The sequence below is a fragment of the Streptococcus intermedius SK54 = ATCC 27335 genome (assembly GCF_000413475.1).
GTDB lineage: Bacteria > Bacillota > Bacilli > Lactobacillales > Streptococcaceae > Streptococcus > Streptococcus intermedius.
Genome location: NZ_ATFK01000007.1, coordinates 62,576 through 76,070, shown reverse-complemented (window position 1 = coordinate 76,070; position 13,495 = coordinate 62,576). Strand labels below are relative to the sequence as shown.

The 13,495-nt window shown below is 37.7% G+C and carries 11 protein-coding genes; 9 read left to right on the top strand and 2 right to left on the bottom strand.

The window, feature by feature from the left end:
• The first annotated feature begins 401 nt into the window (after window positions 1–401).
• From HMPREF1654_RS09345 to HMPREF1654_RS09325, 5 genes are all read left to right on the top strand, one after another.
• A complete protein-coding gene (locus tag HMPREF1654_RS09345) occupies window positions 402–1,898 on the top strand; it encodes an ABC transporter permease (protein WP_003074402.1) in 1,497 nt (498 codons plus the stop codon).
• Window positions 1,898–2,824 (top strand): oligopeptide ABC transporter permease OppC, encoded by a 927-nt coding sequence (gene oppC / locus HMPREF1654_RS09340; protein ID WP_003075765.1) that lies wholly within the window; start codon window positions 1,898–1,900, stop codon window positions 2,822–2,824. The genes HMPREF1654_RS09345 and oppC overlap by 1 nt, the downstream gene beginning before the upstream one ends.
• 8 nt (window positions 2,825–2,832) lie before the next feature.
• Window positions 2,833–3,900 (top strand): ABC transporter ATP-binding protein, encoded by a 1,068-nt coding sequence (locus HMPREF1654_RS09335; protein WP_003074405.1) that lies wholly within the window; start codon window positions 2,833–2,835, stop codon window positions 3,898–3,900.
• A gap of 10 nt (window positions 3,901–3,910) precedes the next feature.
• Entirely contained in the window at window positions 3,911–4,834 is a 924-nt protein-coding gene (locus tag HMPREF1654_RS09330; protein WP_003074407.1) for an ATP-binding cassette domain-containing protein, read from the top strand.
• A gap of 126 nt (window positions 4,835–4,960) precedes the next feature.
• Complete coding sequence (locus tag HMPREF1654_RS09325; RefSeq protein WP_003076013.1) at window positions 4,961–5,779, top strand: Cof-type HAD-IIB family hydrolase; 819 nt, start codon at window positions 4,961–4,963, stop codon at window positions 5,777–5,779.
• Window positions 5,780–5,864: 85 nt separating this feature from the next.
• Here HMPREF1654_RS09325 and HMPREF1654_RS09320 read toward each other — a convergent pair whose 3' ends face one another.
• A complete protein-coding gene (locus HMPREF1654_RS09320) occupies window positions 5,865–6,830 on the bottom strand; it encodes a LacI family DNA-binding transcriptional regulator (RefSeq protein WP_003075902.1) in 966 nt (321 codons plus the stop codon).
• A complete protein-coding gene (locus tag HMPREF1654_RS09315; protein WP_003076157.1) occupies window positions 6,811–8,265 on the bottom strand; it encodes a sucrose-6-phosphate hydrolase in 1,455 nt (484 codons plus the stop codon). The genes HMPREF1654_RS09320 and HMPREF1654_RS09315 overlap by 20 nt, the downstream gene beginning before the upstream one ends.
• 194 nt (window positions 8,266–8,459) lie before the next feature.
• On the opposite strand from HMPREF1654_RS09315, the gene HMPREF1654_RS09310 reads away from it, so the two are divergent.
• From HMPREF1654_RS09310 to HMPREF1654_RS09295, 4 genes are all read left to right on the top strand, one after another.
• Entirely contained in the window at window positions 8,460–10,394 is a 1,935-nt protein-coding gene (locus tag HMPREF1654_RS09310) for a sucrose-specific PTS transporter subunit IIBC (protein ID WP_003076089.1), read from the top strand.
• A 139-nt stretch (window positions 10,395–10,533) separates the two neighbouring features.
• A complete protein-coding gene (gene scrK / locus HMPREF1654_RS09305; protein WP_003076084.1) occupies window positions 10,534–11,433 on the top strand; it encodes a fructokinase ScrK in 900 nt (299 codons plus the stop codon).
• A 65-nt stretch (window positions 11,434–11,498) separates the two neighbouring features.
• Window positions 11,499–11,909 (top strand): peptide deformylase, encoded by a 411-nt coding sequence (locus HMPREF1654_RS09300; protein ID WP_003075948.1) that lies wholly within the window; start codon window positions 11,499–11,501, stop codon window positions 11,907–11,909.
• Window positions 11,910–12,175: 266 nt separating this feature from the next.
• Window positions 12,176–13,363, top strand: a complete 1,188-nt coding sequence (locus tag HMPREF1654_RS09295) for an NADH-dependent flavin oxidoreductase (RefSeq protein ID WP_003075855.1) — start codon at window positions 12,176–12,178, stop codon at window positions 13,361–13,363.
• Window positions 13,364–13,495 lie beyond the last annotated feature (132 nt).

The window sequence follows — 13,495 nt, the reverse complement described above, 5'->3', positions numbered from 1 at the left end:
TTGTTCAGTCTTTTTTTGAAAAATTTGCTAAAAATCAACTCTCCTTTAACTTAAATATTGTTTTTTCTACAAAAGTTTACCACATTCTATTCTGACAATTGATTTTACAATTGACTAGAATTGTGGTATAATTTTAAACAATCAGTTTAAAATTGAAGGTATTCTAAAATCGAAAATAGATATTTGTCGTGACGCGTGACATTTTTCTAGCTCTTCCTTCGGTCTTGACTGACAGGTTAGGTTTAATAACTTAATCATAGTGATTGAAGTAGAATATCTGATGTGACTCATGCTAAATCAGTAAATACCAAAGAATTAGCAGATCATGTAAAATAAACTTCTCATCAGAACTTTCTCTAACAGGGGAGAAAGTTCTTTTGGGATTTTAAAGGAAACGGTAAATGAAGAAATATATTTTTATGCGTATCTTACGCTCTTTAGTATCTATTTTCATGGTAACAACATTGACTTACACCATTATCTATACTATGGTGCCAAGAAAGTTGATTTTTAAACAGGATCCAAACTATAATAAAATAGCTACAACTCCTGATAAAAAGACTAATTATGAAAATACAATTTTTGAGCGTATGGGTTACATTGACTACTATGATACGAAGGAATTACAAGAAAAAGCTAGTAAAGAGAATCCTTCTGTAACAGTAGAACCTACTAATGCAAATAAAAAAATCTATGAAGCTTACATCAAAAAGTTGGGGCGTGGTTGGAAATTGCAGCAATTCAAAGAAAGTAAGCAATTTTATGCAACTCGAGAGGTTCCGGTTTATGAACGCGTTCTTGGTTTCTATGGTAATTTGATTCAAATTGATCATACAGGGGCTGTGAAAGATGCTTCTAATCCAAACTTGAAGCGTTATCTTCGTATTGAAAATGATCCTGCTATTGGTTGGTCTGTTGTTGGTTCTGGAACGAAACATAAATACTTGTTATATTTCAACAGTCAATTTCCATTTATCCATCAAAATTTTGTAAGATTAAATTTGGGAACATCTTATCCAACCTATGCAAATCTCCCTGTTCTACAAGTTATTTCACAAGGGCAAGGTCAAACGCAGACTTCAGAAGTTCAATTTCCAACAGGAAAGAAAACATCGTCTGTTAATATTTACACGCGTACCTATAAGTCTCCAAAACACGCTGATGTGCGAGATGTTGCTAATTACGGGAAAGACGATCCTTATACAGCAACAGAAAGCAACTATCAGTATCCATCAATGCTTGTAAGTTCTTCAATTGTTGGTTTGATTGGTCTAGCATTGTCTTACTTAATCGCTGTGCCGTTAGGCTCTTATATGGCTCGTTTTAAGAATACATTGTTTGACAGTATTTCAACTGGTGCTTTGACTTTCTTAATGTCGCTGCCAACTATTGCTTTGGTTTATATCATTCGCTTGATTGGTTCAGCAATAGGATTGCCAGACTCCTTCCCTATTTTAGGTGCAGGAGATTGGCGTTCTTATGTGCTGCCAGCAGTCATTCTTGGACTGTTGAGTGCGCCTTGGACTGCTGTTTGGATTCGCCGTTATATGATTGACCTGCAATCACAAGACTTTGTTCGTTTTGCTCGAGCAAAAGGTCTCTCTGAACAAGAAATTTCAAATAAACATATTTTTAAAAACGCTATGGTACCACTTGTATCCAGCATACCTGGTGCTATTATTGGAGTTATCACAGGTGCAACCTTGACTGAAACAATTTTTGCTTTCCCTGGAATGGGTAAAATGCTGATTGACTCTGTCAAAGCATCTAATAATTCTATGGTCGTTGGTCTTGTATTTATCTTTACATGTCTATCTATCTTTGCTCTTCTATTGGGTGATATTCTGATGACCATGCTTGACCCACGTATTAAATTAACATCAAAAGGAGGTAAATAATGGCTACAATTGATAAAAGTAAGTTCACATTTGTAAAACGCGATGATTTTGCCTCTGAAATAATTGATGCACCAGCTTATTCTTACTGGAAATCTGTTATGCGTCAATTCTTAAGGAAAAAATCAACAATTGCTATGTTGGGTATTCTTGTTGCAATTGTTTTGATGAGTTTCATCTATCCGATTTTTTCAAATTTCGATTTTAATGATGTAAGTAAAGTAAATGATTTTAGTGCTCGTTATATCAAACCGAATGCTCAATATTGGTTTGGTACAGATAGTAACGGGAAATCCCTCTTTGACGGAGTGTGGTTTGGAGCACGTAACTCTATTCTTATTTCAGTTATTGCAACCGTGATTAACCTTGTGATTGGTATTGTTATTGGTGGTATCTGGGGAATTTCAAAAACTGTCGATCGTGTGATGATTGAGATTTATAATATTATTTCTAACATCCCACCGCTTTTGATTGTCATTGTCTTGACGTACTCAATCGGTGCAGGTTTCTGGAATTTGATTTTTGCCATGACGATTACTGGTTGGATTGGGATTGCTTACAACATTCGTATCCAAATTCTACGTTATCGTGATTTAGAATACAACCTCGCCAGTCGTACCTTGGGAACGCCACCGCTTAAAATTATTGTGAAAAATATTATGCCACAATTGGTTTCTGTCATTGTGACTACTGCTTCACAATTACTACCAAGTTTCATTTCATACGAAGCCTTTCTATCTTTCTTTGGTTTGGGGCTTCCTGTGACGGTGCCAAGTTTAGGGCGTTTGATTTCAGATTATTCACAAAACGTTACAACAAATGCATATCTTTTCTGGATTCCATTGACAACTTTAATCTTGGTTTCCCTTTCATTATTCGTTGTCGGTCAAAACTTAGCGGATGCTAGTGATCCACGTACACATAGATAGGAGTAAATATGACACAAGAAAAAAATGTAATATTGACTGCTCGCGATATTGTCGTGGAATTTGATGTTCGTGACAAAGTTTTAACAGCTATTCGGGGCGTTTCGCTTGACCTCATCGAAGGTGAAGTTCTTGCGCTTGTAGGAGAATCTGGTTCTGGTAAGTCCGTTTTGACAAAAACCTTTACTGGAATGTTAGAGGATAATGGTCGAGTAGCGCAAGGATCGATTAACTATCGTGGACAAGATTTGACAACATTGAAATCTAATAAGGATTGGGAACCTATTCGTGGTGTTAAAATTGCGACAATTTTCCAAGATCCAATGACAAGTTTAGATCCGATTAATACGATTGGTAGCCAGATTACAGAAGTTATTGTAAAACATCAAAAGAAAACGGCAAAAGAAGCGAAGGAAATGGCTATTGACTATATGAATAAGGTCGGTATTCCTGATGCTGAAAAGCGTTTTAGTGAGTATCCTTTCCAATATTCAGGAGGAATGCGTCAACGGATTGTTATTGCCATTGCGCTTGCTTGTCGTCCGGATATTCTAATCTGTGATGAACCTACGACAGCACTGGATGTTACCATTCAAGCGCAAATTATTGATTTGTTGAAATCATTGCAACAAGAGTATCAGTTCACCACTATTTTTATCACCCACGACCTTGGAGTAGTAGCAAGTATTGCGGATAAGGTTGCTGTTATGTATGCTGGAGAAATCGTCGAGTATGGTACAGTAGAAGAGGTCTTTTATGATCCACGTCATCCGTATACTTGGAGTTTGTTATCAAGCTTACCACAGTTGGCAGACGATAAAGGGGAGCTGTACTCTATTCCTGGTACGCCACCGTCTCTTTATTCACATTTACAAGGAGATGCGTTTGCTCTCCGCTCAGACTATGCAATGGAAATTGATTTTGAGGAAAAACCGCCTCAAATCTATGTATCAGATACGCATTGGGCAAAAACATGGTTGCTTCATGAAAATGCTCCAAAAGTGAATAAACCTGCTGTTATTGATGATTTACACGAAAAAATTAGCTCAAAAATGGGATTTGCCCATTTAAATGCTTAGGAGGAAGGAAATGTCTGAAAAATTAGTAGAAGTTAAAGATTTGGAGATTTCCTTCGGAGAAGGAAGCAAGAAATTTGTTGCTGTTAAAAATGCTAATTTCTTTATCAATAAAGGAGAAACGTTTTCGCTTGTAGGAGAGTCCGGTTCTGGTAAAACAACAATCGGACGCGCGATTATTGGTTTGAATAATACTAGTAAGGGAGATATCTTCTTTGATGGAAAAAGAATCAATGGTAAGAAATCAAAAGAAGAAGAATCAGAAATCATTCGCAAAATTCAGATGATTTTCCAAGATCCTGCTGCTAGTTTGAATGAACGTGCGACGGTTGATTACATTATTTCAGAAGGTCTGTATAATTTCCATCTGTTTAAAGATGAAGAAGAACGTCAGAAAAAAGTAAAAGATATTATTCATGAGGTAGGGCTGTTGTCAGAGCATTTAACTCGCTATCCGCATGAATTCTCGGGTGGTCAGCGTCAGCGGATTGGGATTGCTCGTGCGCTTGTTATGGAACCAGACTTTGTGATTGCCGATGAGCCAATTTCAGCACTTGACGTGTCTGTTCGTGCTCAAGTTTTAAATCTTCTTAAGAAATTCCAAAAAGATCTGGGCTTGACCTATCTTTTCATTGCTCATGACCTTTCTGTAGTGCGTTTTATCTCAGATCGGATTGCTGTTATTTATAAGGGAGTGATTGTTGAAGTTGCTGAAACAGAAGAACTCTTCAATAATCCAATCCATCCTTATACTCAGTCTTTATTGTCAGCTGTCCCAATTCCGGATCCGATTTTGGAACGGAAGAAAGTATTGAAAGTCTACGATGCTGATCAACATGATTATTCAGTAGATAAGCCAGAAATGGTTGAAATTCGTCCGGGGCACTTTGTCTGGGCTAATAAAGCAGAAGTTGAAAAGTATAATAAGGAATTATAATTTGCCCTCGACTTTGTTGATAGATTAAAATCACTTCAAATGAACTTTGAAGTGATTTGTTATTTTTTTCTCCTTTTCTATTAGATTTTATGCTATACTGAATTTAGTAGAAAAAGGAGAAATGTTATGTATCAATTGATTGCATTTGACATGGATGGAACGCTTTTGACCAGTCAAAAGACGATTGCTAAAAGTAGTATTGCAGCTATTGACAGAGCGCATGCAGCTGGAAAACAAGTTGCACTTTCAACAGGGCGCTCTCTGTCAGAACTAGGTCTTTATAAAAAAGATTTGCAAGGGATTCGCTATGCCGTTCTTGCTAGTGGTGCATTGATTTATGATTTGGAAATGAAGCAAACTTTAGCGGAGCAAACATTACCTGCTGTTGTAGTGGATAAAGTGAAGGCGTTGGCAGAAGCTCACGATTTAATGGTGGTCGGTGTAATCAATGGACAAGGCTATCTTCAGCGCTCTAATTTTGAGAACATTGCGAACTACTATATGGAAATTTATACTGAACTTTATGATGAAACAGCGGTATTAGTAGATAATATCTGTGATTTGTTAGCAAAGGAAAGAGAAAATTTTGGTAAGATCAATATTTATCACTTAACAGCTAATGAGCGAGATCAATCGTATGAGGTTTTGTTATCTGAGGATATTGCCATGATAAAATCAGAAGTAAGTGGTCTTGAACTAACAGCGCGGGGTGTTGAAAAAGGGCAAGGTTTAGCTCACCTGGCTCAATATTTGCAACTCCCTATGGAACAGATCATTGCTGTTGGTGACGCAGATAATGATGAAAGTATGATTCGTGAAGCAGGCTTGGGTATTGCTATGGGAAATGCTAATGAGAGTATTAAAGGATTGGCGGATGTCATTGTAGCTGATAATGATCATGATGGCTGCGCTCAGGCAATTGATGAGTTTCTCCTTGTAGAATAATTAATAGAAGTCCATAGGAAACGAATAAAGATTAAACCCACTTAAGTATGAAGAAAGCTTAAGTGGGTTTTCACTATTTACAGTATTAAATACTTTTACCTGAAGATAGATGAACAGGTAAGAAGTAACCAGTTGTTGGAATTTCTTCTCCTTCAATTTTTCGCAACAATAAATCGACCAGTAAGCAAGCTATATCTTTTAATGGTTGCTGAATAGTGGCGAGCTGTGGATAGTAATTTTCCACAAAATAAGTTCCGTCATAACCAATAACTTTTAGTTCCTCTGGGATGTTGACCCCCAGTTCTTGAGCGACTTTCATGATTAAAATAGCAGTTAAATCATCTGACGCAAAAATAGCATCAGGTTTTCTATTTTTTAAGATATTTTTGATTTCCATTTCTTTACGAATGGGGGAGAAGTCGCTAGATACATTGATAATAGGAGCGGTTGGTAGGATAGAGGCAAAGCCTGCATGGCGGAGACCTGTTGGTGAATTGGAATTATCATTTCCGGTAATCATAATAATCTTTTTAGATCCAGATTTGACCAATGTTTCTGCGGCTAGGGTTCCACCAGCATAGTTGTCGGAAGATACAACAGGGATAGAAGGCGACAAGTTGCGGTCAAAAGAGATAATAGGGGCTGTTACGCGGTCATAATCCGAAATGCCTAAGTTATGGCTGCCAGAGATAATGCCATCGACTTGATTGGCTTCTAGCATCTCCAGATATTCTTTTTCTTTGTTCGAATTGTGTTCGCTGTTGCAGATAATTGTTTTGTAACCTTTATTAAATAACTCGTGTTCTAATTTATCAATGAGTTCAGCATAAAATATATGACTAATATTTGGAAAGATCAATCCAATTAATTTAGCGGATTTTCCTTGTAAGCTGCGAGCGAGATTATTAGGTTTGTAGCCTAATTCTCGCATAGCTTCAGTTACTTTTGTGATTGTTTTTTCTGAGAGGTAGCCTTTTTTGTTAATCACACGGGAAACAGTTGTTGGGCTAACTCCGGCAATTTTTGCAACATCAGTTAACTTTGCGACCATAATCTAATTCATAGTAAGTTCCGGTTGGATTTCCCTCAGTGATACAAATGCCGTTTTGGTCATTATGTGGGAAAATACGACCTGAAAATACTTTCTCTCCTTTGTTAATAAAAATTTCAAAAACTGACTTATCAATGAAAATTGAGGCAGTTGTAGTTTGGTTTTCAATCATACAGCGGCGAACTGTCCCAAATTCAAGAGCATATTGTTCGCCAGCTTCACTACGGTCAATTGTTACTTGACCATGTTTGATGTCGAAGCGAATACGGAGGCCTTTTTGTTTTTGATCTGCAAAGAGGACGATTTCAGTTTGTGAATCACTTGCAAATTCTAATTCCAGTTCATAGCTATTTTTTGTTTTTGCTTGGTTGGTGAATACTTTATTCTCTTTTCGCAGGTTTTGGATTGCTTGGACAGGATATTGATAGAGTTTTCCTTTTTTTAGTGTTAATTCCTTGACAAGCGAGAAAATTCCTTGATGATCAAAACGATCAGATGGGTAAGCGATGTCCGGCAAACCTAACCAGCTGACTGCTAAGACACGGCCATCTGGAGCATTGAAAGCTTGGGTGGCATAGCAATCAAATCCATAATCTAAATTTTGCAGAGGACTCGGATCGACAATTGCTGTCTTTGCTGTGTCAAACGATTGACCTATCTTATACATGTTTGGGAAAATATTGTCGTAAGGAGTAACTTCTTTTGATAAACCTTGAGGGCAGTAGAGCAAAACAGGTGTTTCATCAATAAATACAAGATTGGGGCATTCCATCATGTAGGCTGTATTGTCATTTTCAAAGTCTAAATCGCCGACTTCTTCCCAGTTTGTATAGTTGTTTTCAACTGCTTTATAAAGCTTGATAAACCCTTTTTTATCCAGAGTTTGGCCACCAACAATGGCATAAATCTGGCCTTTATAATTGAAAATCTGTGGATCGCGAAAGTGATCTGTAGCTTCTTTTGGTTGCTCAATCAAGACTTTATCAATCTTCTCGAGTTTCCCTTCTTTATTCAGCAATGCTCCAATTTGGTATGGGTGGCGTACCCAATTTTCATCGCGAACATTTCCGGTATAAAAAAGGAAAAGCTTGTCATTAAACTGCATAGCAGAGCCAGAGTAGGCGCCGTGGCTATCCAGTTTCGTATCTGGTAGAACTCGTACACCAGTTTCCGTGAAATGGACTAAATCATCACTTTCGAGCTGTACCCAGCATTTTAGACCGTGGGTTGCTCCAAAAGGGAAGTTCTGATAGAACACAATCCATTTACCATTAAAATAAGAGAAGCCGTTTGGATCATTGAGTAATCCTGTCTGAGGTTCTACATGGTAACTAGTACGCCAAGGGGATTTTTCAATATTTTCTTTTATTTGATTGATTTCATCTGTTGTCCAGTTTTCATAACGTTTGTAGTGTTGTTCGGTTGTCCAAGCCAATCTTTTATCCTCCAATATAGTTTTCTTACTTATATAGTAAACGTTTTCTTTAGAAAAATCAACTTTTTAGCAGAAAAAAAATAAAATTTCTGCAAAACGCTTGACATATTTTTAAATCATGTTAAAATAATAGTCGTAGGAGCGATTAAATCGCTTTCATAAAAGTTAATTATTTTCAATAAGGAGATTTTGCTATGGATTATAGTAAAGTAGCTTCCGAAGTCATTGAAGCAGTAGGAAAAGATAACCTTGTTGCAGTTGCTCACTGTGCTACACGTCTTCGTCTTGTATTAAAAGACGATACTAAGGTTAATCAAAACGCTCTTGATGATAGCGCGGATATTAAAGGGACTTTTAAAACAGATGGACAATATCAAGTCATTATTGGACCTGGGGATGTCAATTTTGTTTATGCTGAAATTATTAAAGAAACTGGATTGAAGGAAGTTTCAACCGATGATTTAAAACAAATAGCTGTAAAAGATCGAAAATTCAATCCATTGATGGTATTGATTAAACTTTTATCAGATATTTTTGTTCCAATTATTCCAGCACTTGTTGCTGGGGGATTGTTAATGGCATTGAATAACTTCCTCACATCTGGAGGTTTGTTTGGCGCTAAATCATTGATAGAACAGTATCCAAATATTAAGGGAATTTCTGACATGATTCAACTAATGTCAGCAGCTCCATTCATGTTCTTACCTGTACTTGTTGGAATTTCCGCAGCAAAACGTTTTGGTGCAAATCAATTTCTGGGTGCTGCAATTGGAATGATTATGACTACCCCAAGTCTTGGTGGTGCAGAAAAGTTTTGGAATATTTTGGGTTATCATGTAACACAAACGAATTACATGTACCAAGTGATTCCAGTGTTGGCTGCCATTTGGATTTTGTCTCACTTAGAAAAATTTTTCCATAAGAAATTACCTTCAGCGGTTGACTTTACGTTTACTCCGCTGCTTTCAGTAATGATTACTGGATTTCTTACCTTTACAGTTGTAGGACCAATAATGTTGTTTGTTTCTAACGGAATCACAGATGCAATTGTTTGGTTGTACAATACAACAGGTTTTATCGGTATGACCATTTTTGGAGGAACTTATTCTCTTATTGTTATGACTGGATTGCATCAAAGTTTCCCAGCAATCGAAACCCAATTACTGTCAGCATGGAGAAATGGAAGTGGGCATGGAGACTTTATCTTTGTTGTTGCTTCAATGGCTAACGTAGCTCAAGGGGCTGCCACTTTTGCGATTTGGGCATTGACTAAAAATTCTAAGACGAAGGGACTTGCTTCATCTGCAGGAGTATCTGCACTTCTTGGAATTACTGAGCCAGCTCTCTTTGGTGTTAACTTGAAATATCGTTTCCCATTCTTCTGCGCACTAATTGGTGCAGGAGTCGCAGCTGGAGTTGCAGGATTATTCCAAGTAGTGGCGGTTTCGCTTGGGTCGGCAGGATTCTTAGGTTTTCTTTCAATTTATGCTAAGTCCATTCCTTTTTACGTTATCTGTGAATTGATTAGTTTTGCAGTTGCTTTTACCCTGACTTATATGTATGGAAAAACAAAAGCTGCTTCTGTATTTGCAACAGAAGCAGCTATAGATACAGAAGAAGTTACTGAAGCTAAAGAAGTAGTCGAAGCAAATGAAGCTGCTGCGCCAGTTCTTACTGATGAAACAATCCTTTCTCCAATCGTTGGTTCAATCGTTGATTTGAAAGATGTTAATGATCCAGTGTTCTCAAGTGGTGCTATGGGACAAGGAATCGCAGTAAAACCTAGTGAAGGGGTTGTATATGCTCCTGCTGATGCAGAAGTAACGATTGCATTTGCAACTGGTCACGCTTATGGTTTGAAAACGGAAAATGGTGCTGAAATCTTGATTCACGTTGGTATTGATACTGTTTCAATGAATGGTGAAGGATTTAATCAACAGGTTGCTCAAGGGGATAAGGTCAAAGCAGGTGATGTTCTAGGAACCTTTGATGCTACTAAAATTGCAGCTGCTGGTCTCGATGATACAACTATGGTGATTGTCACAAATACAGCTGATTATGTTTCTGTCACTCCTGTTGCAGAGGGTGCGGTAACTAAGGGAGAGGCTGTCATTGAGTTGAAAGCTTAATGTAAGATAAGGCGAGCAAATGAATGTTTGTTCGCTTTTCTTTGAAAAAGAGAAGAATAACTGAAATTTGTACTCAGAAGTGACATGAATATATGCTATAATGAAGAGAGAATAAAACAAAATATAAAGAGGTTTTGAAATGACAAAATTGTATGGAAGCTTAGAGGCTGGTGGTACAAAATTTGTTTGTGCAGTTGGTGGCGACAATTTTGAAGTGGTTGAGAAAACGCAATTTCCAACGACTACACCGATTGAAACATTGGATAAAACAATTGCATTTTTCTCACGCTTTGAGAATTTGACGGGATTGGCAATTGGTTCTTTTGGACCGATTGATATTGATCCAAATTCAAAAACGTATGGTTTTATTACAACGACACCCAAGCCACACTGGGCAAATGTTGATATTGTCGGTGCTTTGCGGCGTGCATTGAATGTACCGATTTTCTTTACGACAGATGTTAATAGCTCTGCGTACGGTGAAATAGTAGCACGAAACAATGCTGGTGGTCGTATTGAAAATTTGGTTTATTATACGATTGGAACAGGTATTGGTGCTGGTGCTATTCAACGTGGTGAATTTGTTGGTGGAACGGGTCATCCTGAGATGGGGCATTATTATGTTGCGAAACACCCGATGGATGTAGAGAAAGAATTTAATGGCGTTTGTCCATTCCATAATGGTTGTTTGGAGGGATTGGCTGCCGGGCCTAGCTTAGAGGCTCGTACTGGCATTCGAGGAGAAAATATAGAACTAAACAGCTCTGTCTGGGATATTCAAGCTTATTATATTGCACAAGCGGCTATTCAAGCAACAGTGACTTTCCGTCCCAATGTTGTTGTCTTTGGTGGAGGGGTTATGGCGCAACAGCATATGCTGGATCGCGTTCGTGAAAAATTCACTGTTCTTTTGAACGGTTATCTGCCAGTACCTGATGTGCGCGACTATATTGTGACACCAGCTGTTGCTGGAAATGGCTCAGCAACACTTGGAAATTTTGTCTTAGCTAAAAAAGTCAGTGAAAAAGCCAAAGGATAATCAAGTGAATTGAGAGCAAGTAAAAGGATATTGAATGAACTTGCTCTTTTTTAATGAGGAGGAAAATGATTAAACCAATTGTAAAAGATCGATTATTTTTACAACAGAAAGCGCAATTAGCGACCGAAGAAGATATCAAAATTGGTCAGGATTTATTAGATACTTTAAATGCAAATCAAGATAGGTGTGTCGGAATGGCGGCCAATATGATTGGGGTGCAAAAACGAGCGATTATTTTTATGTATGGTATGGTGCCTGTTATCATGTTCAATCCTATTTTGAAAAAGAAAGTATCACCTTACCAAGTAGAAGAATCGTGTTTGTCACTTGTGGGAAGTTGCCTGGCGACGCGTTATAAGGAGATTACGGTTGAATATTTGGATCGAAATTGGCAAAAGCAAACTCTGATTTTGAAAGATTTTCCAGCACAAATTTGTCAGCATGAATTGGATCACTTGGAAGGTATTTTGATATAGAAAAACGTGTAATATATGCTATGTCGGAGAAAATCGACCAATAGTGGAGAAATGCTCGAATTTTGTAAGTTTTGTCGAATGAATCTTGATGAACAATGTTTATAGTTTAAAAAAGTGTCGAGAATGGTTTATTTGTGATGCAAAAAGTGGATTTTCTGGAAATGAAGTCTAGGGAATAGGCTTAGCTAAATGAGTGATTATCTGCGATAATGGCTTTAATAAAATAATAGTGGAATCAAAAATTAAAATTTTAAGGAGGATTTATCATGTCAAAAAGTCTTATAGATACGGTTCAATTCCGTCATGGTGCTCAGCTCTCTAGTCGTTTGGTTATGCCACCAATGCTAACCTTTAGTGGTTTGAAAGGTGGTTTTGTGTCTGATGATACCTTGCGTTATTATCATGCTCGTTCGCAAGCTGCAGGATTATTGATTGCTGAATACCATTATGTGAGTGAGTCAGGTGGGCCTTGCTCTAGACCAGGTTATCCTGAACAATTAGGAATTTACTCCGATGAGCATCTAGAGGGAGCTAAAAAGATTGCGGCAGCCTTGCAGAAAAATGGCAACAAAGCTATTTTACAGATTCATCATGGTGGTCGCGAAGCTTCTGGTCGCGCTGTTAAAGGTGAGGAGGTTTTGGCACCCAGTGCTCTTGATTTTTCATTTTTGTCTTATCCAGTTCGTGAAATGACGAATGCTGAGATTGAAGGAATTATTAAAGATTTTGGACGTGCCACTAAGCGTGCTATTGAAGCTGGTTTTTCAGGAGTGGAAATTCATGGCGCAAATCATTATCTCTTGCAGCAATTTTTTTCAAGTTTCTCAAATGTGCGTGAGGATAAATGGGGCGGTTCTTTAGAAAAACGCATGGCTTTTCCTCTTGCGGTCGTAAAAGAAGTGAAACGAGTAGTAGAAGAATATGCACCAAAAGATTTTATCGTAGGCTATCGGATCAGTCCTGAAGAAATTCACGGAGATGAGGTCGGTTATAGTTACAGAGAAGCCCAAGCCTTGATTCGAGAAGTCATCAAATATGAGTTGGATTACATTCATCTGTCGCTCTGGGAAGGATATGCGTCAAAACCTGTTGGCTCTGATCGGACTTATGCTGAGCATTTTAAATCAATTCTAGATAATCAAACTAAGCTAATTATTGTTGGTGGTGTCTTTAGCGAGGAAGAAGCGCAGGATGCGATTGCACAGACTCCGACTGATTTGATTGCAGTTGGTCGCGGAACATTGATTGATCCATTGTTTGGGCAAAAGATAAAAGAAGGTCGTGGCAATGAAATTGTACACCAAATTAGTCCAGAACAACTAGAGCAAACCGCCTGGACATCTGGTTTGCGTGAAGCCTTTACTCGTGAGGATTCTTTAGGTTTACCAGAGTTGCCAGGGCATGATAGTATCACAGAGCTTCATACTGGAAAATATGACAGAGCTGAAAAGTAAACGTCTTATATAAAAAATAAGGATAGCTGGCTTAATTTTTGGTCAGCTATTTTATTTTAATAAAAATAGTTCTCATAGAAACTTATTGCTTGACATTCATTTGAATTGTAGTAAAATAGTTCCCATGAAAAC